27 protein-coding genes are annotated in these 26,685 nt (G+C 70.5%); 8 read left to right on the top strand and 19 right to left on the bottom strand.

Going from position 1 to position 26,685, the window contains the following annotated elements; all coding sequences use genetic code 11:
* Nucleotides 1-13 precede the first annotated feature (13 nt).
* The 5 genes from LUX31_RS30835 to icmF form a co-directional block, all read right to left on the bottom strand.
* Nucleotides 14-1,180 (bottom strand): NAD(P)/FAD-dependent oxidoreductase, encoded by a 1,167-nt coding sequence (locus LUX31_RS30835; protein WP_235478578.1) that lies wholly within the window; start codon nucleotides 1,178-1,180, stop codon nucleotides 14-16.
* A complete protein-coding gene (locus tag LUX31_RS30830) occupies nucleotides 1,177-1,539 on the bottom strand; it encodes a bifunctional 3-phenylpropionate/cinnamic acid dioxygenase ferredoxin subunit (protein WP_235478577.1) in 363 nt (120 codons plus the stop codon). Before LUX31_RS30830 ends, LUX31_RS30835 begins: the two co-directional genes overlap by 4 nt.
* A 260-nt stretch (nucleotides 1,540-1,799) precedes the next feature.
* A complete protein-coding gene (locus tag LUX31_RS30825) occupies nucleotides 1,800-2,447 on the bottom strand; it encodes an MBL fold metallo-hydrolase (RefSeq protein ID WP_235478576.1) in 648 nt (215 codons plus the stop codon).
* The gene (locus LUX31_RS30820) at nucleotides 2,447-3,532 is read right to left on the bottom strand and encodes an S-(hydroxymethyl)mycothiol dehydrogenase (protein ID WP_235478575.1); all 1,086 of its coding nucleotides are present in this window, start codon (nucleotides 3,530-3,532) and stop codon (nucleotides 2,447-2,449) included. The genes LUX31_RS30825 and LUX31_RS30820 overlap by 1 nt, the downstream gene beginning before the upstream one ends.
* Before the next feature lie 123 nt (nucleotides 3,533-3,655).
* Nucleotides 3,656-6,883, bottom strand: coding sequence for a fused isobutyryl-CoA mutase/GTPase IcmF (gene icmF / locus LUX31_RS30815; RefSeq protein ID WP_235480120.1), 3,228 nt, complete (start codon nucleotides 6,881-6,883; stop codon nucleotides 3,656-3,658).
* Nucleotides 6,884-7,182: 299 nt separating this feature from the next.
* On the opposite strand from icmF, the gene LUX31_RS30810 reads away from it, so the two are divergent.
* Entirely contained in the window at nucleotides 7,183-9,201 is a 2,019-nt protein-coding gene (locus LUX31_RS30810; RefSeq protein WP_235478574.1) for an NADPH-dependent 2,4-dienoyl-CoA reductase, read from the top strand.
* Between the two features lie 10 nt (nucleotides 9,202-9,211).
* On the top strand, nucleotides 9,212-9,766 hold the full coding sequence (locus tag LUX31_RS30805; protein ID WP_235478573.1) for a PadR family transcriptional regulator: 555 nt from the start codon (nucleotides 9,212-9,214) through the stop codon (nucleotides 9,764-9,766).
* On the opposite strand, the gene LUX31_RS30800 is transcribed toward LUX31_RS30805, so the two are convergent.
* Nucleotides 9,756-10,787: a medium chain dehydrogenase/reductase family protein gene (locus LUX31_RS30800; protein ID WP_235478572.1), complete on the bottom strand. Its 1,032-nt coding sequence runs from the start codon at nucleotides 10,785-10,787 to the stop codon at nucleotides 9,756-9,758. The genes LUX31_RS30805 and LUX31_RS30800 overlap by 11 nt on opposite strands.
* Before the next feature lie 95 nt (nucleotides 10,788-10,882).
* Here LUX31_RS30800 and LUX31_RS30795 point away from each other — a divergent pair, with 95 nt between their 5' ends.
* Entirely contained in the window at nucleotides 10,883-11,536 is a 654-nt protein-coding gene (locus LUX31_RS30795) for a TetR/AcrR family transcriptional regulator (RefSeq protein WP_235478571.1), read from the top strand.
* A 124-nt stretch (nucleotides 11,537-11,660) separates the two neighbouring features.
* Here LUX31_RS30795 and LUX31_RS30790 read toward each other — a convergent pair whose 3' ends face one another.
* From LUX31_RS30790 to LUX31_RS30765, 6 genes are all read right to left on the bottom strand, one after another.
* Nucleotides 11,661-12,980 (bottom strand): cytochrome P450, encoded by a 1,320-nt coding sequence (locus LUX31_RS30790; protein ID WP_235480119.1) that lies wholly within the window; start codon nucleotides 12,978-12,980, stop codon nucleotides 11,661-11,663.
* Nucleotides 12,981-13,107: 127 nt separating this feature from the next.
* The gene (locus LUX31_RS30785; RefSeq protein WP_235478570.1) at nucleotides 13,108-13,701 is read right to left on the bottom strand and encodes a GTP-binding protein; all 594 of its coding nucleotides are present in this window, start codon (nucleotides 13,699-13,701) and stop codon (nucleotides 13,108-13,110) included.
* Nucleotides 13,676-14,056, bottom strand: a complete 381-nt coding sequence (locus tag LUX31_RS30780) for a DUF742 domain-containing protein (RefSeq protein ID WP_235478569.1) — start codon at nucleotides 14,054-14,056, stop codon at nucleotides 13,676-13,678. Before LUX31_RS30780 ends, LUX31_RS30785 begins: the two co-directional genes overlap by 26 nt.
* The gene (locus LUX31_RS30775) at nucleotides 14,053-14,454 is read right to left on the bottom strand and encodes a roadblock/LC7 domain-containing protein (protein ID WP_105973205.1); all 402 of its coding nucleotides are present in this window, start codon (nucleotides 14,452-14,454) and stop codon (nucleotides 14,053-14,055) included. The genes LUX31_RS30780 and LUX31_RS30775 overlap by 4 nt, the downstream gene beginning before the upstream one ends.
* Entirely contained in the window at nucleotides 14,451-15,662 is a 1,212-nt protein-coding gene (locus LUX31_RS30770; RefSeq protein ID WP_235478568.1) for an ATP-binding protein, read from the bottom strand. Before LUX31_RS30770 ends, LUX31_RS30775 begins: the two co-directional genes overlap by 4 nt.
* 350 nt (nucleotides 15,663-16,012) lie before the next feature.
* On the bottom strand, nucleotides 16,013-16,198 hold the full coding sequence (locus LUX31_RS30765; RefSeq protein WP_235478567.1) for a DUF2087 domain-containing protein: 186 nt from the start codon (nucleotides 16,196-16,198) through the stop codon (nucleotides 16,013-16,015).
* Nucleotides 16,199-16,446: 248 nt separating this feature from the next.
* On the opposite strand from LUX31_RS30765, the gene LUX31_RS30760 reads away from it, so the two are divergent.
* Nucleotides 16,447-16,734 (top strand): chaplin, encoded by a 288-nt coding sequence (locus LUX31_RS30760; RefSeq protein ID WP_235478566.1) that lies wholly within the window; start codon nucleotides 16,447-16,449, stop codon nucleotides 16,732-16,734.
* Between the two features lie 73 nt (nucleotides 16,735-16,807).
* Here the strand turns inward: LUX31_RS30760 and LUX31_RS30755 are convergent, their stop codons facing one another.
* The 7 genes from LUX31_RS30755 to chpG form a co-directional block, all read right to left on the bottom strand.
* Complete coding sequence (locus tag LUX31_RS30755) at nucleotides 16,808-17,671, bottom strand: tyrosinase family protein (RefSeq protein WP_235478565.1); 864 nt, start codon at nucleotides 17,669-17,671, stop codon at nucleotides 16,808-16,810.
* Complete coding sequence (locus LUX31_RS30750; RefSeq protein WP_235478564.1) at nucleotides 17,655-18,107, bottom strand: tyrosinase cofactor; 453 nt, start codon at nucleotides 18,105-18,107, stop codon at nucleotides 17,655-17,657. The genes LUX31_RS30755 and LUX31_RS30750 overlap by 17 nt, the downstream gene beginning before the upstream one ends.
* An 82-nt stretch (nucleotides 18,108-18,189) precedes the next feature.
* Nucleotides 18,190-18,699: a hypothetical protein gene (locus tag LUX31_RS30745; protein WP_235478563.1), complete on the bottom strand. Its 510-nt coding sequence runs from the start codon at nucleotides 18,697-18,699 to the stop codon at nucleotides 18,190-18,192.
* 152 nt (nucleotides 18,700-18,851) lie between these two features.
* The gene (locus tag LUX31_RS30740) at nucleotides 18,852-19,349 is read right to left on the bottom strand and encodes a DUF5949 family protein (protein WP_235478562.1); all 498 of its coding nucleotides are present in this window, start codon (nucleotides 19,347-19,349) and stop codon (nucleotides 18,852-18,854) included.
* Between the two features lie 152 nt (nucleotides 19,350-19,501).
* Nucleotides 19,502-19,792: a hypothetical protein gene (locus tag LUX31_RS30735; protein ID WP_235480118.1), complete on the bottom strand. Its 291-nt coding sequence runs from the start codon at nucleotides 19,790-19,792 to the stop codon at nucleotides 19,502-19,504.
* 167 nt (nucleotides 19,793-19,959) lie between these two features.
* Nucleotides 19,960-20,727 (bottom strand): hypothetical protein, encoded by a 768-nt coding sequence (locus LUX31_RS30730; RefSeq protein ID WP_235478561.1) that lies wholly within the window; start codon nucleotides 20,725-20,727, stop codon nucleotides 19,960-19,962.
* Nucleotides 20,728-20,945: 218 nt separating this feature from the next.
* Entirely contained in the window at nucleotides 20,946-21,185 is a 240-nt protein-coding gene (gene chpG, locus LUX31_RS30725) for a chaplin ChpG (protein ID WP_235478560.1), read from the bottom strand.
* Nucleotides 21,186-21,523: 338 nt separating this feature from the next.
* Between chpG and LUX31_RS30720 the strand changes: the two genes are divergently transcribed.
* The 4 genes from LUX31_RS30720 (at nucleotide 21,524) to LUX31_RS30705 (ending at nucleotide 26,651) form a co-directional block, all read left to right on the top strand.
* The gene (locus LUX31_RS30720; protein WP_235478559.1) at nucleotides 21,524-22,627 is read left to right on the top strand and encodes a DUF3344 domain-containing protein; all 1,104 of its coding nucleotides are present in this window, start codon (nucleotides 21,524-21,526) and stop codon (nucleotides 22,625-22,627) included.
* A 45-nt stretch (nucleotides 22,628-22,672) separates the two neighbouring features.
* Nucleotides 22,673-23,854 carry a glycosyltransferase gene (locus LUX31_RS30715; protein ID WP_235478558.1) on the top strand — a complete coding sequence of 394 codons (1,182 nt, stop codon included), beginning with the start codon at nucleotides 22,673-22,675 and terminating at the stop codon, nucleotides 23,852-23,854.
* Nucleotides 23,851-25,314, top strand: coding sequence for an exopolysaccharide biosynthesis polyprenyl glycosylphosphotransferase (locus LUX31_RS30710; protein ID WP_235478557.1), 1,464 nt, complete (start codon nucleotides 23,851-23,853; stop codon nucleotides 25,312-25,314). Before LUX31_RS30715 ends, LUX31_RS30710 begins: the two co-directional genes overlap by 4 nt.
* A 77-nt stretch (nucleotides 25,315-25,391) precedes the next feature.
* Complete coding sequence (locus LUX31_RS30705; RefSeq protein WP_443046081.1) at nucleotides 25,392-26,651, top strand: O-antigen ligase family protein; 1,260 nt, start codon at nucleotides 25,392-25,394, stop codon at nucleotides 26,649-26,651.
* The last annotated feature ends 34 nt before the right edge of the window (nucleotides 26,652-26,685 follow it).

Below are 26,685 nucleotides of genomic sequence, written 5' to 3'. Positions count from 1 at the left end.
CCCGCAGCCGAATTCACCGCACGACCGGCAGAGCCAACTGCTTACGCCACCGCACAAACAACCGGGGCTGATTCATCCCCAGCACAGCCACCGGCTCCCCACCCCGCCGATAAACGGCAAGGACATTACGGTCACCAACAGCACCTTCCTCAACCGTCACACTGTCAGCGCCCCCCGCGAACCCGGCGAACTGAATCTTCACCCCGTACTGATCCGACCAGAAATAGGGCGGCCGGGGCACCCCCGGCTCAACCGCCCCGCCCGCCAACAACGCAGCCACCGCAGCAGCAGGCCGCTCCACCGCCCCGGTCCAGTGCTCGACCCGCCGATGAACGCCCGCCCGCGGGTCGTACCAGTTGGCACAGTCACCAACCGCAACAACGCCCGCCAGGCTGCTACGCCCGTCCGCCCCGCACTTGACCCCGTTGTCGAGAACGACCCCGGACCCGTCCAACCACTCGACGCAGGGCCGCGCCCCCACCCCGACGACGACGATGTCGGCGGGAACACTGCGCCCGTCGTCCAGCAGAACAGCGTCCACCTGCCGCTCCCCGCTCAGCCCCTTCACCCCGACCCCGCACAACAGCCGTACGCCATGGTCGGCATGCAGTCCGGAGACGACGGCGCCCATGGTCTCGCCCAGGGGACCGGCCAGCGGTGTCGGGGCGGCCTCGATGACCGTGACGTCGAGGCCGAGGGCGTACGCCGTGGAGGCGACCTCCGCGCCGATGAAGCCGCCGCCGATCACCACCAGGCGTCCACCGCGGGCGAGTTCGTCGCGCAGGGCGCGGGCATCGTCGAGGGTGCGCAGGGTGTGCACGCCGGTGAGGCCGTCGGCGCCCGGCAGGGTGCGTGCGGCGGCGCCGGTCGCGATGACGATGCCGTCGGCGCGCACCACCTGGCCGTCGGCGAGGCGGACGGACCGGTCGGTGCGGTCGAGGCCGGTGGCGCGGGTGCCGAGCAGCCACTCCGCGCCGAGGTCCTCGCCGTCCGTCTCCAGTCCGAGGTCCGCCTCGCCGAGGGTTCCGGCCAGGAACTCCTTGGACAACGGCGGTCTGTCGTACGGGCGGTGCGCCTCGTCGCCGATGACGACCAGCCGTCCGTCGTAGCCCTGCTTCCGGAGGGAGCGCGCCGCCGACAGCCCGGCCAGCGAGGCGCCCACCACGGCAACTGTCCTCACGCGGGACCCCCGGCGAGCCGGGCGGCGACGCAGGGCGGGAGGTTGGGGGCGTCCGTGGACACCCGTACGTAGATCATGCCGTCCTCGACGACGACCTCGTGGGTCCGCACCGGCAGCTTGGCCGGCGGGGAGTCCACCGCGCCGGTGCGCAGGTCGAACTTGGAGGCGTGCAGCGGGCATTCCACCTCGCAGCCCTCCAGCCAGCCGTCGGCGAGCGAGGCATCCTGGTGGGTGCAGGTGTCGTCGATGGCGAAGACCTCGCCGTCGTCGGTGTGGAACACCGAGACGGGCGGGTCGATGTCGAGCCGGAGGGCCTCACCTCGCGGGAGATCCGCGAGACGGCACGCGGGAATCATCATGACACCTCGGTGCGTATAGCGAAACGGATTGCGGTAAGCGCAACGTCAGTTTGAGGGCGCCCAGAACCCTTGTCAAGAAGTCCAGGGACCGGGATGAGCCAACTCGCGAGTTGCGTAATGGACAACACACATCACATTGCACAACCTGAAACCAAGCGAGCCCGATGCCGGAATGAGCGCTTCGGCGCAGCTCAGACAGACATCGGGCAGCAATGGACCCCAGAGGGCGGGGTGTACGGATCGCCGGACGGGCCGGACGGTCAGAAACCGCGGTCGATCCACTCCTGGAGGTGCGGCGCCTCGGCGGCGACGGTGGTCGTATCACCGTGCCCGGTGTATACGACCGTGTCGCCCGGCAGGGTCAGCAGCCGGTCGCGGATCGAGTCGACGATGGTCGGGAAATGGCTGTACGACCGTCCCGTCGCCCCCGGACCTCCCGCGAACAGGGTGTCACCGCCGAAGAGGGCGGTCAGGGCGGGCGCGTACAGGCAGACCGCGCCCGGGGCATGACCGGGCGTGTGCAGCACGGTCAGTTCGACCCCGGCCACGGTGAGGACCTGACCGTCGGCCAGCTCGCCGTCGGGCGCGCGCTCCGGGTGGGTCTGCTTCCACAGCGGCAGGTCGTCGCCGTGGAGCAGGATCGGGGCACCGGTGCGCGCGGCGAGTGCGGGGGCCGCGTCGATGTGGTCGTTGTGGGCGTGGGTGCACACGACGGCCCGGAGCGTACGGCCGCCGAGAGCCGCCGCGATGGCGTCGGCGTCATGGGCGGCGTCGATGACGATCGCCTCGTGGTCGTCGCCGACGATCCACACGTTGTTGTCGACGTCCCAGGTTCCGCCGTCGAGCGAGAACGTGCCCGAGGTGACGAGGCGTTCGATGCGGGCGGGCTGCTGGATTCGCGCGGCCATCACAGCACCACCACGGAACGCAGCACATCGCCACCGTGCATCCGCTCGAACGCCTTCTCGACGTCGTCGAGCGCGATGGTCTCGGTCACGAAGGCGTCCAGCGGGAGGCGGCCCTGGAGGTGGAGGTCGATGAGCATCGGGAAGTCCCGGGAGGGCAGGCAGTCGCCGTACCAGGACGACTTCAGCGAGCCACCGCGCCCGAAGACGTCGATCAGCGGAAGCTCCAGCTTCATCTCCGGTGTCGGTACGCCGACCAGCACCACCGTGCCCGCGAGGTCACGGGCGTAGAAGGCCTGCTTGTACGTCTCCGGGCGGCCGACCGCCTCGATGACGACGTCGGCGCCGTGGCCGCCGGTCAGCTCGCGGATCGCCTCGACGGCGTCGGCCTCCTTGGAGTTGACCGTGTGGGTGGCGCCCAGGGTGCGGGCGGTGGCCAGTTTCCGGTCGTCGATGTCGACGGCGATGATCTTCGCGGCACCGGCGAGGTTGGCCCCGACGACCGCCGCGTCGCCCACGCCCCCACAGCCGATGACGGCGACCGTGTCACCGCGTCCGACGTTGCCGGTGTTGATGGCGGCCCCGATACCGGCCATCACCCCGCACCCCAGCAGCCCGGCGACAGCGGCCGAGGCGGCCGGGTCGACCTTGGTGCACTGCCCGGCCGCGACGAGGGTCTTCTCGGCGAAGGCGCCGATGCCGAGGGCAGGGGACAGCTCGGTGCCGTCGGTGAGCGTCATCTTCTGCTTGGCGTTGTGCGTGTTGAAGCAGTACCAGGGCCGCCCGCGCAGACAGGCACGACAGTTCCCGCACACGGCACGCCAGTTGAGGATCACGAAGTCACCGGGGGCCACGTCCGTGACGCCCTCCCCGACCGACTCCACGACTCCGGCCGCCTCATGGCCGAGGAGGAAGGGGAAGTCGTCGTTGATCCCGCCCTCGCGGTAGTGCAGGTCGGTGTGGCAGACCCCGCAGGCCTGGATCTTCACCAGCGCCTCGCCCGGACCGGGATCGGGCACGAGGATCGTCTCCAGGCTGACGGGGGCGCCCTTCCCCCGGGCGACGACAGCACGGACCTGATGAGTCATGGCCACTCCTCGGCTGGTACAACCTGGATGTTGCTCATTGCGGCACACATCTCATGTGCCGCAACACAGCATCGTGGAGCGCCAAGCAGCGGTCAAGAATGTCGGAGCTTCCTCAGCCGCTCCTCACACATTCCTCCGGTACTGCCCGCCGATCTCGAAGAACGCCTCGGTGACCTGGCGCAGCGTGCACACCCTGGCGGCGGCCATCAGCGCCTCGAAGGCGTTCTCGCCGCCCACCGCGGCCTCCTTCAACCGGGCGAGCGCCTGCGCGGCCTCCGCGCCATGCGCGTTCTGGAAGTCGCGGACGCGCGTGAGCTGGGACTCCTTCTCGGTCTCCGTGGCACGGGCCAGCTCCACCTCGTGGGGCACCCCTTCCCCACCGGGCCGACGGAAGGTGTTGACCCCGATGATCGGCAGCGTGCCGTCGTGCTTGCGCTGCTCGTACAGCATCGACTCGTCCTGGATGCGCCCGCGCTGGTACCCGGTCTCCATGGCCCCGAGTACGCCACCCCGCTCGTTGATGCGATCGAACTCGGCGAGCACGGCCTCCTCGACCAGGTCGGTGAGCTGGTCGATGATGAACGACCCCTGGAGCGGGTTCTCGTTCATGGCGAGCCCCCACTCCCGGTTGATGATCAGCTGGATCGCCAGCGCCCGCCGCACCGACTCCTCGGACGGTGTGGTGACGGCCTCGTCATAGGCGTTGGTGTGCAGGGAGTTGGCGTTGTCGTAAATGGCGATGAGCCCCTGCAGGGTGGTGCGGATGTCGTTGAAGTCCATCTCCTGGGCGTGCAGGGAACGGCCCGAGGTCTGCACGTGGTACTTCAGCTTCTGGCTGCGCTCATTGGCCCCGTACCGCTCCTTCATCGCGACGGCCCAGATCCGCCGGGCGACCCGACCGAGGACGGAGTACTCCGGGTCCATCCCGTTGGAGAAGAAGAAGGAGAGATTGGGCGCGAAGTCGTCGATGCTCATGCCCCGTGCCAGATAGGCCTCGACGTACGTGAACCCGTTGGCGAGAGTGAAGGCGAGCTGGCTGATCGGGTTCGCCCCGGCCTCGGCGATGTGGTAGCCGGAGATGGACACGGAGTAGAAGTTGCGGACCTTCTGCTCGATGAACCACTCCTGGATGTCGGCCATCATCCGCAGCGAGAACTCGGTGGAGAAGAGACAGGTGTTCTGCCCCTGGTCCTCCTTGAGGATGTCGGCCTGCACGGTGCCCCGCACATTCGCGAGTGCGTACGCGCGCAGCTGGGAGGCTTCTTCGGGCGACGGATCACGCCCCTCGCGCGCACGGAAGGCATCGTTCTGCTGTTCGATGACGGTGTTGAGGAAGAAGGCGAGGACGGTCGGAGCGGGCCCGTTGATCGTCATGGACACGGAGGTGGTGGGAGCGACGAGATCGAACCCGTCGTAGAGCGCCTTCATGTCGTCGAGGGTGGCCACGGAGACCCCGGAGGTGCCGACCTTGCCGTAGATGTCGGGGCGTTCGTCGGGGTCACGGCCGTAGAGGGTGACGGAGTCGAACGCGGTGGAGAGCCGGGTGGCCGGCTGTCCCTCGGAGAGCAGCTTGAAGCGCCGGTTCGTACGGAACGGATCACCCTCCCCGGCGAACATCCGCGCCGGGTCCTCGCCGTCCCGCTTGAAGGGGAACACTCCGGCGGTGAACGGGAAGAGGCCGGGCAGATTCTCCCGCCGCCAGAACCGCACCAGCTCGCCGTGGTCGATGAAGGCGGGCAGCGCGACCCGGGGGATCTTGTTGCCGGAGAGGGACTCACGGTTCAACTGGGTACGGATCTCCCGGTCCCGTACCTTCACCACCTGCTCGTCCCCGGAGTACGACGCCACGACCGCGGGCCAGTCCCGGATCTGGTCCCCGATCTCGGGCGGCAGGGCCCGGCGGGCGTCGGCGAGCAGCGCCCCGACGCCCTCGCCGTCGGCACCGGCCTCGACCAGCTCACCCATGACGGCATCCAGCCGCTGCACCCGCCGGGCCGCCTCGGCGAGCGTCTCGGTCCGGGCGTGATAGGCCCGCACCGCCTCGGTGATCTCGGCGAGATAGCGCACCCGCTCGGCGGGCACGACCCGCCGGATTCCGGAGGAGTGCCGCACGGCGACGGGCGCCAGGGCACCGTCGGACAGGGGCAGCCCCCGCTCACCCAGATCGGCCTTCAGATACTGGTAGAGCGCGGTGACACCGTCGTCGTTGAAGGTGGCGGCGGAGGTGCCGAACACCGGCATGTCCTCGGGCTTCTTCCCGAACGCCTCCCGGTTCCGCACAAGCTGCCGGCCCACGTCCCGCAGCGCGTCCTTGGCCCCGCGCCGCTCGAACTTGTTGATCGCCACGACATCGGCGAAGTCGAGCATGTCGATCTTCTCCAGCTGCGAGGCGGCGCCGAACTCCGGCGTCATCACATACATCGAGGTGTCGACGTACGGCACGATCGCCGCGTCACCCTGGCCGATACCGGGCGTCTCCACGATGACAAGATCGAACCCGGCGGCCTTGACGACATCGATCACGTCGGACAGATGCTCGGGCAGCTCATGACTGCCACGCGTGGCCAGACTCCGGAAGAAGACCCGGCTCCCGTCCAGGGAGTTCATCCGGATCCGGTCGCCGAGCAGCGCCCCGCCACCCCGGCGCCGGGTCGGGTCGACGGCGATCACGGCGATCCGCAGCTTGTCCTGCTGGTCGACGCGGAACCGCCGTACGAGTTCGTCGGTGAGCGAGGACTTCCCGGAGCCGCCGGTGCCGGTGATTCCGAGAACGGGCGTCACGCGCGCCGCAGCGGCGGTACGCACCTGCTCCAGCAGCTCGGCGGGCAGCTTGCCCAGCTCGGCGCCGGTGATGGCACGGGCGATGGCGAACCGATCACCGGTAAGTACGGAGGCGGCATCAACAGGCTTGCTGTCCCAAAGATCAAAATCGCAGTCTCTGACGACCGAGTTGACCATCCCGGCGAGGCCCATCCGCTGCCCGTCCTCGGGCGAGAAGATGGTGACACCGCTCCGCCGCAGCCGAGCGATCTCGTCGGGCACGATGACACCGCCCCCGCCGCCCACCACCTGGATGTGCTCGGCCCCCTGCCCCCGCAGCGACTCGACCAGGTACTCGAAGTACTCAACATGCCCGCCCTGATAGGACGACACAGCGACACCGTGCGCATCCTCTTCGAGCGCCGCGTCCACGACCTCCCGCACCGACCGGTTGTGCCCCAGGTGGATCACCTCGGCACCCTGGGACTGGAAGATCCGCCGCATGATGTTGATCGAGGCGTCATGCCCGTCGAACAGCGCCGAGGCGGTGACCAGCCGGACGGGGTGCACGGGACGGTGGAGATCGTTCACGGTCATGCCTTCCCATTTACTTGGACGTCCTAGTAATCAGGATACTAGGACGTCCAAGTAAATGGGGGGAGGTGACGCACCCCACGGCCATTCCAGCCCGTCCGGCGTTTGAGGACGAGGCCGTCCAGGCCGACAGCGGGGGTCTGGGGGCGCAGCCCCCAGGAACGGGATGGGACGGGTAGGGGCGGCGGGGGCGAAACCCCATTCCCCATGTGCCGCACGCCATTATGCAACTAGTTGCAAAACAACCCCCACGTCCCCTAAAAAGAAACCAACCCACCCCACCCCCGGAGACCCCCATGAGCCCATACCCCCACCTCCTGAGCCCACTACACCTCGGCTTCACCACCCTCCCCAACCGCATCCTCATGGGCTCCATGCACACAGGCCTGGAAGAAGCCCCCCACGGCTTCACCCGCATGGCCGAGTTCTACGCCGCCCGAGCCCGAGGAGGCGCCGCCCTCATCGTCACCGGCGGCATAGCCCCCAACGACGCCGGCCGCCCCTACGAAGGCGGAGCCAAACTCACCACCGACGCCGAAGCAGAACAACACCGAACCATCACCACCGCCGTACACCGCGAGGGCGGAAAAATCACCCTCCAGATCCTCCACTTCGGCCGCTACGCCTACCACCAGAACCTCGTAGCCCCCAGCCCCCTCCAGGCCCCGATCAGCCCCTTCCCCCCACACGAACTCACCGACGCCGAGGTCGAACAGACCATCGACGACTACACCCGCACCGCCGTCCTCGCCCGCCGGGCCGGCTACGACGGCGTAGAGATCATGGGCTCCGAGGGCTACCTCATCAACGAGTTCATCGCCACCCAGACCAACCACCGCACCGACCGCTGGGGCGGCTCCTACGAGAACCGCATGCGCTTCCCGGTCGAGATCGTCCGCCGGGTACGCGAGGCCGTGGGCGAGGACTTCATCCTCATCTACCGCCTGTCGATGCTGGACCTGGTCCCCGGCGGCTCGACACTGCCCGAAGTGATCACGCTCGCCAAGGCCGTGGAGACCGCCGGAGCCACGATCATCAACACCGGCATCGGCTGGCACGAGGCCCGTATCCCCACCATCGCCACCTCGGTGCCGCGCGGCGCGTACACCTGGGTGACGAAGAGGCTCATGGGCGAGGTCGGCATCCCCCTCGTCACCACCAACCGCATCAACACCCCGGAACTCGCCGAGCAGTTGCTCGCCGAAGGGTGCGCGGACATGATCTCCGTGGCCCGCCCGATGCTCGCCGACCCGGACTTCGTGAACAAGGCCGCCGCCGGGACGCCCGAGGCGATCAACACCTGCATCGGCTGCAACCAGGCCTGCCTGGACCACACCTTCAGCGGAAAGATCACGTCCTGCCTGGTCAACCCACGCGCCTGCCACGAGACGGAACTGATCCTCTCCCCCACCCGCCTTCGCAAACGCGTCGCGGTGGTCGGCGCCGGACCCGCCGGCCTCGCCTGCGCCGTCTCCGCAGCCGAACGCGGCCACGAGGTCACCCTCTTCGACGCCGCCCCCGAGATAGGCGGCCAGCTGAACGTCGCCCGCAAGGTCCCCGGCAAGCAGGAGTTCGACGAGACGATCCGCTACTTCCGCCACCAACTGGCCGCCCACGCCGTGGACGTACGCCTCAACACCCGAGCAACCGCAGACGACTTGGCGGCGGCCTACGACGAGGTGGTGGTGGCCACCGGCGTAACCCCCCGCACCCCCGACATCCCCGGCGTCGACCACCCCAGTGTCGTCGGCTACCTGGACGTCCTGCGCGACAACGCCCCCGTCGGCGACCGCGTCGCGATCCTCGGCGCCGGCGGCATCGGCTTCGACGTCGCCGAGTACCTCACCGACACCGGCGACAAGGCGCACGAGGACCCGGCGGCGTACTTCCGCGCCTGGGGCGTCGACATGGACCACCGCACCCCCGGCGGCCTGGCTGCGCCCGAGCGGACCGCGTCGCCGCGCACCGTCCATCTGCTCCAGCGCAAAGCCACCAAGGTCGGCGCGGGCCTCGGCAAGACCACCGGCTGGATCCACCGCGCCGAACTCAAGCACCGGGGTGTCACCATGACCCCGGGCGTCGAGTACGACCGTATCGACGACGCCGGACTCCACCTCACCGTCGACGGCACCAGCACCGTCCTCCCGGTCGACACCGTCGTCCTGTGCACCGGCCAGGACCCACGCCGAGACCTGTACGACGACCTGCTGGCCGCCGGCTGCGACGCGCACCTGATCGGCGGCGCCGACGTGGCCGCCGAACTGGACGCCAAACGCGCCATCAAACAGGGCACCGAACTGGCAGCGACCCTCTAGGAACCCTGACATGTCACTCCCGCACGCGATCCTCACCGCCCTGCTCGAAAAGCCGTCCTCGGGGCTGGAGTTGACCCGCCGCTTCGACAGGTCGATCGGCTATTTCTGGTCGGCGACGCATCAGCAGATCTACCGCGAGCTGGGCAGACTGGAGACCGAGGGACACATCCGCGCCCTGCCCGCCGAGCAGCCGACCCGCGGCCAGAAGAAGAGCTACGAGGTCCTGCCCGCGGGCCGCGAGGAACTGGCCCGCTGGACCGCCGCACCCCAGGACCCCAAGCCGTACCGCGACACCCTGCTGCTGCGCCTGCGCGCCTCGGCGGTGGTCGGCACGGAGGGCATCGAGGCCGACCTGCGCCGCCATCTCGCCCTGCACCAGCGCCAGTTGACGGAATATCAGGAGATCGAGAAGCGGGACTTCCCACCCGGCCCGGCCGACCCCCAGGACCGTCTCCAGCATCTGGTCCTGCGCGCGGGCATCGACCTGGAGACCTTCTGGACCCAGTGGCTCACGCACGCCCTGACGGAGTTCGCGGGACTGCCCGACGACCGCCCTACGGAGTGAGCACGACCTTCCCGGTGATGGTCCCCGACTCGGCGAGCCGCATGGCGTCGGCGGCGCGGACGAGGGGCAGCCGGGCGGCGACCTCGGCGGTGACGTCACCGCTGCGGAGGGCGGCGAAGAGCTGGGTGAGGTCGGCGTGCAGCCGGGTCCTGAACCGGTTCTTCGCCAGGGCCCGACCGGCCCAGACGTTGTAGAAGTAGGCGCGGCGGCGGTTGGGCAGCGCGTTCCACACCCACACCCGGCCGAGCAGCTTGAGCACCGGCCACTGCTTGGAGCCCTCGGCGTCCCGCGTGGAGGCGCTGCCGTACGAGACGAGCGTGCCGCCGGGTGCGAGGAGGCGCCAGGAGTCGGTCACGCTGCGCCCGCCGACGTGGTCGAAGACGGCGTCCACTCCCCCGGGGGCGAGTTCGCGGACCCGGGCGGCGACGTCCCCGGTGCGGTAGTCGACGGGGACGACGCCCCTCTCCCGCAGCGCGTCGTGGTGCCGTACGGACGCCGTACCGATCACCTTCACGCCCGCCGCGTGGGCGAGTTGGACCAGGACCGTGCCGACGCCGCCGTTGGCACCGTGCACCAGGACGGTCTGCCCGGCGCGGACGCGGGCCTTGCGGTGCAGCATCTGCCAGGCGGTGATGCCGTTGAGCACCACCGTCTCCGCCTCCGCCGCGCCGACCCCGTCGGGCACCGGCACCACGTCGGCCGCGTCGACGAGTACATGACTGGCCCAGCCGCCGACCTTGAGCAGCGCGGCCACCCGGGTGCCGGTCAGGTCCGGCTCGACGCCCTCGCCGGTGGCGATGACGGTGCCGACGAGGTCGTAACCGGGCACGAAGGGGAACGCCGGCTGGTCGTAGTACCGGCCGCGGCGCATCTGCTGTTCGGCGAAGGAGACACCGGTCGCCTCCATCCGGATCACGACCTGCCCGGGACCGGCGGTGGGAACGGCTCCGTGCCGGACTTCCAGCCCTTCCGGCTCCACCTTGCCCGGCAGAACGACCTCGACGAATGCCTCTGTGCTCATGACGGCCTCCATGACCAGTTTCCCGTTGTCGCGTTGGTTAGAGGCTATAACTCGATGAACGCGAGTGTCAATAACTTGAGTGATAACCTCTAACCATGACGGAATCAGGGGACACGAAGACGGAGACCCCGCGCGAGCGCTACCGCGCCCAGGTGCGTACGGAGATCAAGGAACGGGCGTGGGAGCAGATCGCCGCGGCGGGTGCGTCCGCGCTCTCCCTCAACGCCGTCGCCAAGCAGATGGGCATGAGCGGACCCGCGCTCTACCGGTACTTCGCCGGGCGTGACGAGCTGATCTCCGAGCTGATCAGGGACGCGTACCGAAGCCTCGCCGACACCTTCCGCGCGGCTGCCGAGCCCGCCCCCGACCTGGCCGCACTCGCCCACGCCCTGCGCGACTGGGCCCTGGCCGACCCCCAGCGGTACTTCCTCGTCTACGGCACCCCCGTACCCGGCTACCACGCGCCCTCCGACGTCACCGGGATCGCGTCCGAGATCATGACGACCCTGCTCGACGCCTGCGCCGCGCTGCCCCCGGCCGGCCCCGGGACCCCGTTCGACGCGCACATCGACGACCACCGGATGTGGGCGGCCGGCCACCCCGCACCGCCCGCGGTCCTCCGCCGGGCCCTGGTCTGCTGGACCCGGCTGCACGGTGTCCTGTCCCTGGAACTCGCCGGCCACTTCACCGGGATGGAGTTCGACCCGGCCCTGCTGTTCGCGGCCGAGGTGGACGAGCTGCTCGCCTGAGGACGGGCGGGAACAGCGAAGCGCCCTGTGTCCGAGGCAGGAACCTCGGGCACAGGGCGCTCGCGCAAGCCGGCCCGACAGGATCGACCGGCCCGATCGGCCTAAGTGGGTGGGCAGTTGGTCCTCAGAGCCGGAAGACATCGAGGAAGGAGCTCCAGAATCCCTTCTTGCGCTGTTCCTGACGGGCCGCCGGGGCCGCCGCCTGCTGCGGGGCCGGACGGTGTACCGGGTCCGTCGCCGCGGGCATCGGGGCCTGGTTGCGCATGGCCGCCGCGATCCGCGTGGCCGGCGTCGGGCTGAACCGCACCGGCAGCGAGACCAGCGCGCGGTGGAAGGGGCCGGGCCGCCACAGCAGGCTGTCCTGCGGGACCGAGAGGGTCAGGTCGGGCAGCGCGTTGAGGATCTTCTCGATCGCCGTGAGCGCGATGACCAGGGCCGGGTCCTTGGCGGGGCAGGCGTGCGGGCCCGCGCCGAAGGCCAGGTGGGCGCCCTTGCTGGCCATCTGCCGGGCCTCGTTGAGGGCCGGGTCGCTGTTGGCGGCGGCGAAGCTGATGACGACCGGGGTGTTCGCGTCGACGGGTACGCCGCCGAGGTCGACGTCCTGCAGCGGGTAGTGCGTCGCGTAGTTGGCGATGGGCGGGTTGTTCCACAGCACGTGGTCGATGGCTTCCTCGACCAGCATGCCGCTGCCGCGCTCCGACGGACCGTCGGACAGCAGCAGGAGCAGCGAGCTGGCGATGAGGTTGCGCTGGGGCTCCAGGCCCGCGCCCATCAGCACGATCAGCTGGTCCCGGAGTTCCTCGTCGTTGAGGCCCGCCGAGTGCTGGATCAGCCAGGAGGTCACGTCGTCGCCGGGCTCGCGGCGCTTGAGCGTGATCAGCTCCTGGAGGCAGGTGGCGACGATCTCGATGCCCTTGATGGCGTCGTCCTGGCCGTCGAACATGGCGGACATACCGGTGTTGAGGCGGTCGCCGATGTCGGCCGGGCAGCCGAACATCTTGTTGAACAGCAGCAGCGGGATCAGCTTGGCGTAGTCGTTGAGGAGGTCGGCCCGGCCCCGCTCGCTGAACTGGTCGATCAGATAGTCGGCGATGGGCTCGACGTCCCGCCGGATGCGGCTGATGTTCAGCTTGGCGAGGCTCTCGGTGACGGCCTTGCGCAGCCGCAGATGCACCGCGCCGTCGGTGAACAGGACGTTGGGCCGGTACGCCATCATCGGCAGGACGGGGCTGTCCAGGGAGATGCGGCCCTCGTTCAGGGCGGCCCAGCGGCGCGAGTCACGGGCGAACAGGGTGGTGTTCTGGAGCACCCTGAGGGCCATCTCGTGCTGGACGACGAGCGTGGCGTCCACGCCCGGTGCCAGCTCGACGGGTGCCGCCGGGCCGTGGGCGCGCAACTTGTCGTAGCTGCCCTGCGGGTCGGCGGCGAAGTCGGCGCCGTGCATGGGGCATCTGGCGGGAGCGCTCGGCGTGGCACCCGCGTGCTGTATGTCCATGGAGGTTCCTTTGGGTTCCCCACGCCTCGGGGGCGGGGGACGGGGGTGAGGAAAAACCTTGTGCGGAGCCCTGTGCTCAGGCCGCGCGGGCGAGCAGGTGCTGCACGAGGGCGATCAGCGCTCTCGCGGACGACTTCGGGTCCCGGGCGTCGCAGTAGACGACCGGGGTGTCGGGCAGCAGGTCGAGGGCCTCGCGGATCTCGTCCTCGTCGAACTCGCCGCCCTCCGGGTCGAAGGTGTTGACGGCGATGGCGTACTCCAGGCCGTACTTCTCGACCAGGTCGATCACCGGAAACGTTTCGGCCAGCCGGGACGGGTCGACCAGGAGCAGGGCTCCGAGCGCGCCGCGGGCCATGTCCTCCCACAGCTGCATGAAGCGCTGCTGACCGGGCGTACCGAACAGGTACAGCACCAGTTCCTCGCTCAGCGTGAGCCGGCCGAAGTCCAGCGCGACCGTGGTCGTCACCTTGTCCGGCGCGCCCTTGAGGTCGTCCACGTGGGCGGACGCCTGCGTCATCTTCTCCTCGGTGCGCAGCGGGGTGATCTCCGACAGCGAGCCGATGTACGTGGTCTTGCCCACCGCGAAGTGCCCTACGACAAGGATCTTCGCGGTGGTGGTCACCGCGTCTGAGACGTAGATCGTCTCAGCCGTAGAGGGATTCGAGTCCATGCAGCACCTTTTCGATGATTCCTCTGTCGACGGACTGGGCGCGTGGGGGCGCGGCACGGCGCAGGAGATGACCCTGTTCGAATAAATCGGTCAGCAGGAGCCGGGCGACGCCCACCGGGAGCGTCAGGTGCGCGGCGACCTCCGCGACGGAGAGGTAGCCGCCGCCGCACAGGTCCCAGATGGCCCGTACCTCGGGGCTGGCGCCGAGCGGCAGTTCCCGTTCGGGAGCCAGGGTGACCAGGGTGTGCAGGGACAGGTCATCGGCGGTCGGCAGCCGCCGCCCGCCCGTGATGACGTACGAGCGGACGAAGTCGCTGGTGACCGTGACCGGAGCTTCCTCGCCGTGGGCGTTCATGCGTCCGCACCGGCGTTCTGACGCGGCGGGGTGGTCATCGCCTTGCCGAGCGCGCCCACCTGCTGCTGCATCCGGAAGGACATGGCCTCCATGTCGACGTCCAGCGCGGCCGACACGGCGAGGTAGGCACCGCTGCCCGCGGCGATCAGGAAGATCCAGCCGCCGTCGTACTCGATCAGGGTCTGCTTCCACAGACCGCGTCCGGAGCCGACGAAGGGGGCGACGGCCCGGCTGAGGGACTGCATCGAGCTCATCGCGGCGGCGTTGGTCTCCGCCTCGTCGCGCTCGATGTCACTGGACCGCTCCAGCAGGAGGCCGTCGGCCGATACGAGGATCGCGTGACGGGCGCCGCGGACTTGCAGCACATCGTTCAGCACCCACGACAGATCGGGATTCACTGGTCCTGTGGTCCTTCCATGGTGGTCGTATCCCGCCCAAGCAGCGTTCCGCGCTGGAACGCACCGATACGTGAGGCCGTCACCTCTGTGTTGAACTCCGGCTCGGCCGGCTCCTGAGGCGAGGGCACCACCGCGACCGGGCTGCCGCGCCGCCGCCGCTTGGGCAGGCCGCCCGCCGTCGTCCCGATCGGACGCGGCGGTCCGCCGGGCGTGGCCACCGGGGTCAGCCGCTGCGGGGCGGCCGAAGGAGCCTCGGGCTCCTGGGGTTCGGCCTTGGCGGCACCGCCCTCGGGCTCGGGAACGTCCGTCGTCAACAGGTTCTCAGGCAAGAGAATCACCGCCCGTACGCCGCCGTAGGGGGACACCGAGTCGACCGAGACCTTGAAGCCGTACCTGGTGGCGAGCATCCCGGACACGGCGAAGCCGAACTTCGGCGGGTCGCCGAGGCTCGTGATGTCGACCGGCGCCTGCGGGGAGAGCAGGACGGTGGCCCGCGCCTTCTCCTCGGTGTTCATCCCGAGGCCGGCGTCGTCGACGATCAGGCAGACCCCGGTGGGTACGGCCTGGATGTTGATGTCGACGCGGGTGCCGGGCGCGCTGTAGTTGGTGGCGTTGGCGAGCAGTTCGGCGAGGACGACCGCGACGGGCTCGACGGCCCGACTGGCCACCGAGACGTTCACCTGCGTGTTGATGGTGACGCGGTCGAAGTGCTTGATGCGGCCCTGGGCACTGCGGGCCACGTCGTACACGGAGGCGGTGGACTCGCGCCGGCCGAGCCAGCCGCCGCAGAGCACCGCGATGCCCTGGGCGCGGCGGCCGAACTGGCTGTTGGTGTGGTCGATCATCATCAGGTCGCCGAGGACCTGTTCGTCGTCGCCGTAGCGGCGCTGCGACTTCTCGATGATGAGCTGCTGTTCGTCGGCGAGGACCTGGAGCGTCCGCATCGCGGACTTCAGGACGGCCTTGGTGTCTTCCTCCGCATCCTTGCGCACCGCGGCGAGGTCGCCGGCGTGCTGTGCGTTCAGCTGGGTGTATTCCGCATAGAGGCGGTCGCGGTCGCTCTGCGCGGCTTCGCGGGCGCTCTGCAGGTCGTTGCTCTTCCTGCGGAGGGCCATGTTGGTTCTGCGGGCCCGCATCACTGCGACGACCGCAGCGACCAGGACCACGAGCAAGATCCACAGCAGTGGATCCTGGATCAATGACGTCATGAGACTCTCTTCAAGTCGCCTTGCGACAGGAGCAGTTGCAGTCCGATGGGTCCGGCCTGGAACACGGGCCCAGCCCGGTGGCGAACCTTACCGGCGGACCAACTCAGCCACTCCTTCGCGATGGGGCCCTTAGAGACTGTCCCCCGTGCGCGCGGCACGCCTCAGCCTACTGAAAGTGGGATGATCTTAGCAGTCAAGAGAGCGTCAAAAAGGTTCCGCTTACGCTCACTTGGAGACCTTCACACAGCATTCGCGAACGGGTCCACGACAGTTATGGACCCGATACCGTTCGGGCACGGAAAGGCCCGCTCCCCCGTCATCCGGGAAGCGGGCCAAGGGTGTTGAAGCGCTCAGGCTGCGTCGGCGTCCACCTCGCACCACACGCGGAGCCGCTCGTCGACGAGCCGCTCCGGATACTCCACGCCGGTCTCGAAGTGCTCGGGGAGCCGCGCGAGACGACCGTCCGCCCCTACGAAGGTCCGCAACACGTTCTGGGTCTGCTGCCGCTCGTTCTGCTCGGCCTGGTCGGATGCCATGCCTGAGGTTAACCGTCCCTGTGGACTGAGCGGAAGTGAGCCCCTTCAGCCGCGCGCCCCGAACGGTCCTGGGCGAGCTGGTCCCCGGCGTACTCGACCCCGGGGCGGCGACACGCGGCTGACAACCCCTGCGCTTCGAAAAGGGTGACGCCCGGCCCGACGCCGTTACCAGGCGTGAGCGGGCGCGTTGTAGGGGAAGTGCGGGCGCGAGTCGAGCGCCCGCACTCATCGAACCAAAGGAGAACGTGATGTCTCGCATCGCGAAGGCTGCCGTCGCCGCTCTCGGCACCGGTGCCGTGGTGCTCGGCGGTGCCGGTATGGCCACGGCTGACGCGGGTGCCCAGGCCGAGGCCGTCGGCTCGCCCGGCGTCCTGTCCGGCAACGTCCTGCAGGTCCCGGTCCACGTACCCGTCAACGTGTGCGGGAACTCGATCAGCGTGATCGGTCTGCTGAACCCGGCCTTCGGCAACACCTGCGTCAACGTCAGCGACGACGACCACAAGGGCAACCCCGGCCCCGGCGGCTACGGCAGCTGACCTGTCGTACGCGAACACCGCGAGAGCCCCGACGGATCCACCGTCGGGGCTCTCGCGCATGTTCCGGTACGTGTCACGCGTACCGATAGATCTGGCTGTGCTCCTCCAGCTGATCCGGTGTCACGTCCCACGGCGGCAGCGACTCGTGCCGGGCGACGACCCGGCCGCGCTGCGCGTCGCCGAACCCCGGCGGCCGCTCGGGCAGATAGCGCGAGCCGTGCCGGCGCTGCCAGCGGGACCAGCACAGGTCGACGAAGGCGTGGTGCAGCCAGAACACCGGGTCGTTGACAGACGCGCCACCGACCATGTGCCCGCCGACCCACCGGTGGACGCGGTTGTGGTTGCGCCAGGAACCGGGGCCGCGCCCGCTCCCCCACCCTTCGAGCCTGTTGCGGAACCCCTTCGCGGACGTCGAGTTCCACGGCGACACGTCGTAGACGGGATCGTCGAGGGCCACGTCCAGATCCTGCCGGGTCGGCAGCGTGAGCGGCTGGCGGACGCGGCCGAGGTCCCGGGTGAGGAACTCACCGTCGGTGACGCTCTCCCTGATGGTCCAGTCGCCGTGGTCGTAGGCGAACGGCCCGCTCATGACCCGCTGGTCGGAGGCCCGCCCGGTCCCGCCGAGCAGATCCTCGCTCCAGGGCACCCCCGCCGCCGTACGGTCCCGGGTCCAGTCCCAGTACGGCAACGTCACCGACGGGTCCACGCGCTGCAGGGCCCCCTCCAGGTCCAGCAGGAACCGCCGGTGCCAGGGCAGGAAGGAGGGCGCCATGTGCGCCGTACGCAGCCCGTCCTCGCCGTCGGAGACGTAGTACTCGATGTGCGTGCGGACGAACTCGTCGTACTCGCCCCGCCGTTTGATCTCCATCAGCGCCCCGACGAACCTCCGCCGCTCGCTCCGCGTCAGCGTGCTGACGTCCTTACGCGTGTACGCCACGACCGCCCCCTCCCCCGCCCTCGACCGTCAACCGCCGCCCGGGGCCCAGCTCGTCGACGGCGGCGCGGGCCGCCTCCAGGGGCGTGGGGTACGAGCGGTAGTGGTCGACCATGCTCAGATACGTCCCGTCCGCGCGCCGCATCAGATGCAGGGGCCGCCCGTCCACGGTGACGTGCCACCGCCCGCCGCCGGGCGTGCTCATGGCGTGCGTCATGTGGCCGGCGTCTGCCCTCATGCCCCGCAGCCGACGGCCCCGGTACGTCTCGTCGAAGGACGACGCCTCGTCGCCGGGCTCCCGTCGGGGCCACGCGGCGGCGACGACCGGGACCACGGCCAGGGCGAGGGCCGACACGCACAGGGCGCGCAGCGCGTCCCGCCGCGTTCCGGAGCGGGCGGGGGGACCCGCCGGGCCCCGGGGCACTCTGCTGACGAACAAGACTCTCGCCTCTCTCCTGGTTCCGTTCGTTCGGTGATGCGACCGCCCGGTGGCCAGCGCGTCCGGTTCGTCAGCCTGTGGACTACAGCGAGCCGAGTCCCAGGGCGCCCGTCGGGGCCGTCTGCAGCAGCGGGGTGAGTACGGCGGCCTGGGGCTCCTTGAGCGTCGGCAGGCCGAACACCTCGGGGTTGGGCGCGGTCAGCGGGGTCTCCACGGACAGACCGGGGGTCAGGGTCCGCAGGTCGGCCGCGGGGAGGCTGACGGCGGCCTCGTCGAAGCCCTTCCCGAGCACCTGCGGCAGCGGCGTCTCGGCCGACAGCCCGGGCAGCGCGGCACCGAGCGGCACCTGCGGCAGCGCGCTGGCCGGGATCATCTGGCCCTCGACATAGCGCGGCCCCTCGGGCACGCCCGGCATCAGCAGCGGCAGTTCGCCGCCGACCTTGGGCAGGTTCACGTTGAGGGACTTCTCGACGCCGTCCAGCGGTACGGGTACGGGGACCGTGTCGGCCGCGACGGCGGGGGCCGCGGCGCCCACCGCCGCCGCCACGCCGGTGAGGACGGCGGCGGCAAGGGTTCGAGTGGTCGACTTCATGGCAAGTACGGTCCTTTACAGGAATCGGGGGAGTTCGTCCGTACCGCGTAACGATCCTGAGAACCGCATCAGCTCAAGATTCCCCCGAGTGGTGCATTAGTCGTCAGATCAGCCCGGAGAGCGGCCCCGTCCGCCGCTCCGGACTCAGGCCGTCAGCTGCGCAGGCTGCGGGCCGGGAGGATGACATGGGCCGCGGCGGTGAGGGTCTCCTCGGCGCCCGCGAAGGCGGCCAGGGCCTCCGGCTCGACGGTCTTGCCGGGCTGGGCCTCGGGCCAGGGGCGGGTGGTGAACACCAGGTAGGCGAAGCCCCGTTCACCGACCGCGGTGAGCCACTCCGGGGGCGGGGTGCACTGGGCGTTGAGCTGCGGCATGTTGACGACGGCCGTACCGGCCTCGACGAGCAGGCTGACCGGCAGGCTCGGCCGGGTCGAGCCGTCGACGATGTCGCCGCCGACCGGCAGACCGGTGTTGGCGAGGAGCTGCTCGACGGCGACGGCCGAGGCCTCCGGACCGCCCTCGCCGTCCCCGAGGGAGTAGGCGAGGAGGTAGGGCATGTCGCCGTCGGGGGCGTCACCGCTCCAGGCCATGACGACGAGCGTGCCCAGGTCGGCGATGCGGAAAGGGCGCGTTTCGCTTGAGGTTGAGGTCACCGCGGAACCCTATCGACGGGAATTGGCGCGGCCGGCCGTGTTCTCACTCGACCGGGGGATTTCCCGCCGGTATCCACACGAAAGAGGGACGGGGCTCGAACAGCGCGAAGGACCGATTCCGCGCGCCGGAACCGGTCCTTTCAAGACGTGCGTCAGCCCTGGAGGGGGAGCCCGCCGAGCAGCCCGCCGTTCGAGTTGAGGGCGGTCGTCGCGCCCTTCACCGTGCTGAGCACCGACTCCTTGTTCTCGGTGTCCAGCGCGTTCGACTGGTGCTGGAGCGGCTGCAACTGGTCCACGTCGAGGGGGCCCTTGGTGAGCGTGTTCACAGCGCCGTTGAGGCTGGTGGGCGTGAGGTCGGCGGTGTCGTAGGCGAACGCGGGGGCGGCAGCTCCGGCGATGACCAGGGACCCGGCAACAACAGCGGCAGCCTTCAGGGACTTCATCATGTTCCTTTCTTCGGGAATTCTGTCGCCGTGCCTAACGAGCCCCGGTCACGGCGGAAACCCTGTATGCAGAAATTGGATTGACGCACAAAAGGAATTGGCGCCCGGGCAGAAGAACAGCCGCCGCGCCGACCGGTGAGGTCGACGCGACGGCCGGGACGAGACCCCTAGCTGGCCGGCAGTCGCAGGGGCGGTACCGGGACCGGCAGCTGCGGCACCTCCGCCGGCAGCTTGGGCAGCGACGGCAGTCCGGCCAGATCGGGCGCCGGCAGACCGCTGCCGAGCAGCGTGGCGGCGACGAGACCGACGAGGCTCGTCACCACCCCGGTGACGGCCGGGACGACGTTCGCGACATCGCCGGACGTGACCGCCGTGAGCAGCGTGTCGACCGCCTTCTGCAGCGCGGTGAGCGCGTCGCCCTTGATGTCGAGCGGCCCCTTGACCGCCTTGCCGTCGGTGAGGGGCGCCGGAAGCGTGGAGTAGACCGGCAGCGAGGGCGTCGTCGGAAGCGCCGGGGCCGTCGGCAGGGCGGGAGTGGTCGGCAGGGCAGGAGTCGTGGGAAGGGCCGGCGTCGCCGGGACGTCCGCCGGCGGAGTGACCGGTGCTGCCGGGGCAGCCGCCGTGGCCTCGGCGATGGCCGCCTTCACCGCGTCGCCCAGCTTCGTCGCCTCGTCCAGCGGCAGTTGGCCGTTGTCCGCCTTGAGGACGGCGTTCAGCAGATCGGTGACGGGTTTGACCACGCCGCCCAGGTCGCCCAGCGACTTGACCTGCGCGAGCAGCGCGTCGGCGTTGGGGACGGGAGCCTGGGAAGCCGCGTGGCCGCGCTCGCGGGCCGCGTCGCCGTCGTCCGCCAGGGCGGCCGGTGCGCCTATTCCGAGCAGGAGGGTGGCGCAGAGAGCGGTGGACGCGATACGCCGTGCGGGCAGAGCGCGCATGGAAGTTCCTTTCGGTGGTGCGGTGGAGCCGTGACGTGCCGGACAGATGTGTCCACCGTCAGATCCACCGTTGCCACCTGCAACCGGTCCGGCATTCACCGCCGCCATTCGGAGCAAACACCTCGGAGCGAACGCCTCGGAGGGAACGCCCGGAACGCGAACCGGCCGCCCTCCCCTGAAGGGAGAGCGGCCGGCAGAAGGGTCCGCGCCGACTTACGTCAGTCGTTGACGCAGGTGTTGCCGAACGCCGGGTTCAGCAGACCGATGACGTTGATGGTGTTACCGCAGACGTTGACCGGCACGTGGACCGGAACCTGCAGGACGTTGCCCGACAGGACGCCCGGGGAGTGGGCAGCGACGCCGTGCGCGTCGCTGTCGGCGGCGGCGACACCGGCGGTACCCGCCACAGCGGCGACGGCAACGGAGGAAAGGGCGAGGCCCTTCGCGATACGCGACATGGAGAAGTGCTCCTTGGGAGTTGTTCACAAACATCCGGGCGGGGATGCCCGACGCCGTGTCAACGCGTGGCGCGCGCCCGGGTTGTGCCGCCAATGGGGTGATCTCTCGGGCCGCCCGGGCACACGATTCCGACACAGTCGTCATGAATCACCAATAAATACGCATAGCGACTAGAGTGACTCACCTTCCGCCAGCAGCCCCAAAGCCACCCAAAAGGTCGACCGCCACCCGGAATCCGTCGCGTGAAACAGACCGGGAGCGGATGCGGCACATAAGTGATGTCCACATTTTCTGTCCGTCGGTCCACGACCTTTTCCCCGAAAGGGCAACGCCGGTCATGCGTATTTCCCCGGGTCTTCCGCTGCGCCGTGCGATGGTGGGCGTCTTTGCCCTCGCCGCGATCTGCACTCCGGGAGGTACGGCGACGGCCGAGCCCGGCAAGGAGGCCGCGCGCCTCGCGTTCGCCCCGCGCTACCAAGCCCTCCAGCACGGCGGGATCGTCCGCGCGGCCAACACGTCCATCAGCTGCCGCGCCACCCTCGGGACCTGCGCGGGCGTCCGCAGGGGCGAGCAGCTCGCGAGCGGGACCGGCGGCGCGAAGGCGGCGGTCAACGGTGACTTCGACATGTTCTACGTCGATGTCGACAGCGATCCGAACACGTACAACTCCAGCCGTGCGGAGGTCCGGGTGCCGCAGGGCGGGCGGGTCTCGTACGCGCGGCTGTACTGGGGCGGCAATCTCAAGGTCGGTGAGCAGAAGCCGCCGGAGGACAACGGGCGGGTGCTGATCGCCGAGCCCGGCGGGGAGTACAAGGAGCTGCTCGCGGACTCGGTCGTCGGGCACCGGGTGGCGCGCGGTGCCGACGCGTTCCAGGCCTCCGCCGATGTCACGAAGCTGGTCCGGGAGAGCGGTTCGGGGCTGTACACGGTCGCGCAGGTCAATGTGGCGATGGGGAGGTCGGCGGTCGGCGCGTGGGGCGGCTGGACGCTGGTCGTGGCGTACGAGAAGGCCGCGGAGCCGCTGCGGCACCTCGCCGTGTGGGACGGGTTCGACACGCTGGAAGCCCGTGAGGGTGACGTTCCGTTGGTCCGGTTGGCCGAACTGGGGTTCCCGGTGGGCGCGAACGGGCGGGCGGGTCTGGTCGCCTACAACGGGGACCGCGGCAGCCCCGGCGACTCCCTGACGGTGTCCGTCGCGGGGCGCACGACCGTGCTCGGGGACGCGGCCAACCCCCGCGACGACGTGCTGAATTCCACGATCGGCGGCGCCGCCTCGGAGCGCGTTCCGGCGTACGCGAACACCCTCGGCTACGACTCCGACGTGTTCGAACTGGGTACGGCGCTGCGGCGCGGTGGTGACCAGCTGGCCTTCCGGCTCGTTTCCCAGCGGGACGCGGCGTGGGCCGGCGCACTTTTCGTGGCCGTCGACGCCCGGCAGTAGCCGAGGCGCGTCCAACGCCGCCACCCGTGAGCGAGGAAACCGCGCATGCAACTGTCAGCACCCGACCCCCGGCCCCGGGTCCTGCACATCACCCAGCCGGTGGACGGCGGGGTGGCCCGGGTCGTCACGGACCTGGCGCGGGCACAGCTCGCCGCCGGTCTTGACGTCACGGTCGCCTGCCCGGACGGCGGTGAACTCCCGGCGCGACTGCGGGCGCTCGGCGCCGGCGTACGCCCCTGGCACGCGACGCGCGCCCCGGGCCCCTCGCTCGCCGGGGAGGTACGGCGGCTCGGACGGCTGATCGGGGCGGTGCGGCCGGATGTCGTGCACGCGCACAGCGCGAAGGCCGGGCTCGCCGCCCGGCTGGCGGTACGGGGCCGGGTGGCGACGGTGTTCCAGCCGCACGCCTGGTCGTTCGAGGCGGTCGGCGGGTCCACCGCGGCCCTGGCGCTCAAGTGGGAGCGGTGGGGGGCGCGTTGGGCCTCCCGCGTGGTGTGCGTGAGCGACGCCGAGCGGGCGACCGGCGTACGCGCCGGGATCACCGGGCAGTGGCGGGTGATCCCGAACGGGATCGACACCGAGCGCTTCCGGCCCGCGGCCCAGAACCCCGTACGGGCCGGGATTCCGCTGCTCGCCGAGGTCGATCCGGGTGCTCCGCTGGTCGTGTGCGTGGGGCGGCTGTGCCGGCAGAAGGGGCAGGACGTGCTGCTCCGGGCGTGGGGCGAGATCGCGGAACGGGTGCCGGGGGCGCGGCTCGTGCTCGTCGGGGACGGCCCGGACGCCGGGCGGCTGCGGGCGCTCGCCCCGGACTCCGTGCTGTTCGCGGGGGCCGTCGCCGATGCCGTCCCCTGGTACCGGGCCGCCGATCTGGTCGTCCTGCCCTCGCGCTGGGAGGGCATGGCGCTGGCGCCGCTGGAGGCGATGTCCTGCGGGCGGCCGGTGGTCGTCACCGATGTGGACGGCGGGCGCGAGAGTCTGCCCGCCGCTCTCGCACCGCGCTGTCTGGTGCCGGCCGAGCACCCCGCCGCGCTGGCCGGAGCCGTCACCGAACTGCTGCTCGACCCGCCGCTGCGTGAGTCGCTGGGGCAACTGGGGCGTCGGCACGTCCTGTCCGCGCACGACGTACGGCACACCGCCGAGGCCGTCGCGGGCGTGTACCGCGAGCTGATCACCGCGCACGCCGTGCCGCCCGTGCGCGCCGAGTACAGGGAGTCCATCCACTCGTGACTGCGGAAAGTACCGTCCCCTCCCCCGGCGGAGGGCCGCGGGAGCACGGATTCTCGACCGTGTCCGCCGTATCTGCGTCCGCCGTCTCGGTCATCCCGCCCCGCGGGTCGGCCGGCGGCTTCAGATTCCCGGCCGGCCGGCGTCCCGCGCCCCGGCCGGCCTCCCCGCTGCCGCTGCTCGCCGTCGACAGCAGCGCCGCCCTGCTCGGCGTCCTGGCGCTGACCGAGCCCCTGCGCCACCCCCTCCTCGTCGGCGCGCTGCTGCTCGGTGTGGTCGTACTGAACACACGCGCCTCGCTCTACCGGCCCGAGTCCGTGCCCGCGTTCCTCGACGAACTGCCCGCCGTCTGCGGCCGGATCGCGATGGGCTGGCTGGCGCTGGCCGCCGTGGTCGGGGCGTACGCACCCGCCGACGCGCTGTCCGCACGGACCCTCGTCCTGGGCTGCGCGGTACAGGCGACGGCGAGTGCGGTGGGCCGCGGGACCGTCCACCGGGTGCGGCGCCGGGCGCGGCTGCGCCGCCCGCACACGGCCCTCGTCATCGGCCCGGCCGGCACCGCCCGGCGCGTGGCCGCCGCCTTCCTGCGCCACCCGGCGTGCGGGGTACGGCCGGTGGGGCTCGTCACCGACCACCCGGACGGTGTGGCGGGCCTGCCCGTGCTGACCACCGGCGAGGAGGTCGAGCGGGCGCTGATCCAGAACGGCGTCCGGGCCGTGCTCGCCGTCCATCCCTCCGTACGGGCCGAACAGGGGCCGCTGCTGCGGGCGTTGGCCGAGTCGGGCTGCACGGTGTGGGAGATCGACGCCGAGTCCCCCTCGTACGAGAGCGCCGAACGGCTCGCCGGGTTCTCCTGCCGGCGGCTCGCGATGGTGCCGGACCGGCCGGGCAGCATCGGCAAGCGCATGCTCGATGTCGTGGTCTCGGGCGCGCTGCTCCTGATGGTCTCGCCTCTGCTGCTGCTCTGCGCGGTCGTGCTGCGGCTGACCGGCGGGCCCGGTGTGGTCTTCCGGCAGGAGCGCATCGGCATGGACGGGCGGCCCTTCACCCTCCTCAAGTTCCGTACCCACCGCCCGGTCGACGAGATGGAGGCGGCGACCCGCTGGAGCGTCGCCGACGAGCGGCGCATGAACTGGTTCTGCCGCTTCCTGCGCCGGACCTCGCTCGACGAACTGCTCCAGCTGTGGAACGTCCTCTGGGGCGACATGAGCCTGGTCGGTCCGCGGCCCGAACGCCCGTACTTCGTCGGGCAGTTCAGCCAGACCTACCCCGGCTACGCAGCCCGCCACCGGATGCAGACCGGGATCACCGGGCTCGCCCAGATCCACGGTCTGCGCGGTGACACCTCGATCGAGGACCGCTGCCGGTTCGACAACGCCTACATCGACAACTGGTCGCTGTGGCAGGACATCTGCATCCTGCTGCGCACCGCCGCCGCGCTCGTCCGACCGACAGGAAGTTGAGAGCGGTGAGCCACAGCCCCGCGCTGACGTTGCCGTACAGAGTGCCCCTCGCCTCCTTCGCCCCACTGCTGCCGGTCATGCTGGTGATCGCCCTGCTCGCGCTGCCGGCCGCGCAGGGCTCCGACGGCGGGGCGACCCCGGCCGACGCCGTCTCCGGGCTCGTGGTCCTCTACTGCGCGATCCGGCTCGTACGGGAGCGGCGGCGCCCCCTGTCCCGTACGGCCGCCGTGGTGCTCGGGATGCCCGTGGTCGGGCTCGCGGTCGCGGCCGTCGGGGCGTCCTCGCCGGGGGCCGGGATCGGAGGCCTTGGACGCTACCTCCAGATCTTCGTGCTGGTCCCGGCGTCCGTGGTGCTGCTCGTCCGGGACCGGCGCGACTTCCGGGTGCTGGCCTGGGCGTTCGTCGCCTTCGCCCTGTTCCAGGGGGCGGTCGGGGTGCACCAGTACGCGACCGGGACCGGCGCCTCCTACCAGGGCGAGGAGATCCGGGCGGTGGGCACCTTCGGGCCCGCCGACGTGATGGGCATGGCGACCGTGGTGTCGTTCGGGCTGATGTGCGCGGTGGGGCTCGCCCTCGGGTCAACTGCCGCGCGCCAGCGGGCCGTTGCCACCGGCTGCGCCCTGGTGCTGCTCGCCCCGCTCGCCGTCTCCTTCAGCCGCGGCGCCTGGATCGCCACGGCGGCGGCCTGCGCGATCCAGGTGGCGCTGGCCGGGATGCGGCGCGCGCTGAAGGTGGGCGCGGTGGTGGCCGCGTCGGCGGTGATCCTGGTCGGCGGGCTCGGTGTCGGTACGGCGATGCTGCAGGAGCGGATCAGCAGCATCACCCAAGTCGCCGACGCCCCCGACCAGTCGGTCACCGACCGGTACACGATGTGGGCGGCGGCGACCGACATGTGGAGCGAACACCCGCTCACCGGCGTCGGGTTGAAGGGCTTCCCCGAACACCGCGACGGACACGCCTCGTTGGCCCTGTCCTCGGGCAGCGACACGGAGGGCGCGGGCGCTGCCTACCGCAAACAGCCACTGCTGTCCCCGCACAACATGTACCTGCTGGTGCTGAGTGAGCAGGGGCTCATCGGGCTCCTCGCCCTCGGCGGCAGTTGGCTGGCGCTGCTCGTGTGCGGTCTGCGCGGGCTCGTGCGGGTGCGCCGAAGCCGTACGTCCGGACTCGACTGCGCGCTCGTCGCCTGCGGGCTGCTGCTCTGGCAGTTGATCGACTTCCTGTACGCCGACATCGGCGGGCCCGCGACCGTGCTGACCGCCCTCGCCTTCGGGCTCGTCGCCTGGTGGGCCCTCGTCGGCGGCGACTGCGTGCCCGAGGCCGAGGCCTCGGCGTGACGAACGTGACGCCTCCTCGGCCCGAGGGAGAGAC

The organism is Streptomyces sp. GQFP, from assembly GCF_021545335.1.
Lineage (GTDB): Bacteria > Actinomycetota > Actinomycetes > Streptomycetales > Streptomycetaceae > Streptomyces.
This window is presented reverse-complemented; position numbering and strand designations above follow the sequence as displayed.

Coding starts and splice junctions, on each gene's coding strand:
- LUX31_RS30785 (WP_235478570.1), bottom strand. CDS start 13,701: ATGGACTCGAATCCCTCTACGGCTGAGACGATCTACGTCTCAGACGCG.
- LUX31_RS30810 (WP_235478574.1), top strand. CDS start 7,183: ATGAGCCCATACCCCCACCTCCTGAGCCCACTACACCTCGGCTTCACC.
- LUX31_RS30830 (WP_235478577.1), bottom strand. CDS start 1,539: ATGATGATTCCCGCGTGCCGTCTCGCGGATCTCCCGCGAGGTGAGGCC.
- LUX31_RS30735 (WP_235480118.1), bottom strand. CDS start 19,792: ATGAAGTCCCTGAAGGCTGCCGCTGTTGTTGCCGGGTCCCTGGTCATC.
- LUX31_RS30705 (WP_443046081.1), top strand. CDS start 25,392: ATGCTGGTGATCGCCCTGCTCGCGCTGCCGGCCGCGCAGGGCTCCGAC.
- LUX31_RS30795 (WP_235478571.1), top strand. CDS start 10,883: ATGACGGAATCAGGGGACACGAAGACGGAGACCCCGCGCGAGCGCTAC.
- LUX31_RS30715 (WP_235478558.1), top strand. CDS start 22,673: ATGCAACTGTCAGCACCCGACCCCCGGCCCCGGGTCCTGCACATCACC.
- LUX31_RS30805 (WP_235478573.1), top strand. CDS start 9,212: ATGTCACTCCCGCACGCGATCCTCACCGCCCTGCTCGAAAAGCCGTCC.
- LUX31_RS30765 (WP_235478567.1), bottom strand. CDS start 16,198: ATGGCATCCGACCAGGCCGAGCAGAACGAGCGGCAGCAGACCCAGAAC.
- LUX31_RS30825 (WP_235478576.1), bottom strand. CDS start 2,447: ATGGCCGCGCGAATCCAGCAGCCCGCCCGCATCGAACGCCTCGTCACC.
- chpG (WP_235478560.1), bottom strand. CDS start 21,185: ATGTCGCGTATCGCGAAGGGCCTCGCCCTTTCCTCCGTTGCCGTCGCC.
- LUX31_RS30760 (WP_235478566.1), top strand. CDS start 16,447: ATGTCTCGCATCGCGAAGGCTGCCGTCGCCGCTCTCGGCACCGGTGCC.
- LUX31_RS30720 (WP_235478559.1), top strand. CDS start 21,524: ATGCGTATTTCCCCGGGTCTTCCGCTGCGCCGTGCGATGGTGGGCGTC.
- LUX31_RS30790 (WP_235480119.1), bottom strand. CDS start 12,980: ATGCACGGCGCCGACTTCGCCGCCGACCCGCAGGGCAGCTACGACAAG.
- LUX31_RS30820 (WP_235478575.1), bottom strand. CDS start 3,532: ATGACTCATCAGGTCCGTGCTGTCGTCGCCCGGGGGAAGGGCGCCCCC.
- LUX31_RS30800 (WP_235478572.1), bottom strand. CDS start 10,787: ATGAGCACAGAGGCATTCGTCGAGGTCGTTCTGCCGGGCAAGGTGGAG.
- LUX31_RS30730 (WP_235478561.1), bottom strand. CDS start 20,727: ATGCGCGCTCTGCCCGCACGGCGTATCGCGTCCACCGCTCTCTGCGCC.
- LUX31_RS30770 (WP_235478568.1), bottom strand. CDS start 15,662: ATGACGTCATTGATCCAGGATCCACTGCTGTGGATCTTGCTCGTGGTC.
- LUX31_RS30745 (WP_235478563.1), bottom strand. CDS start 18,699: ATGAAGTCGACCACTCGAACCCTTGCCGCCGCCGTCCTCACCGGCGTG.
- LUX31_RS30780 (WP_235478569.1), bottom strand. CDS start 14,056: ATGAACGCCCACGGCGAGGAAGCTCCGGTCACGGTCACCAGCGACTTC.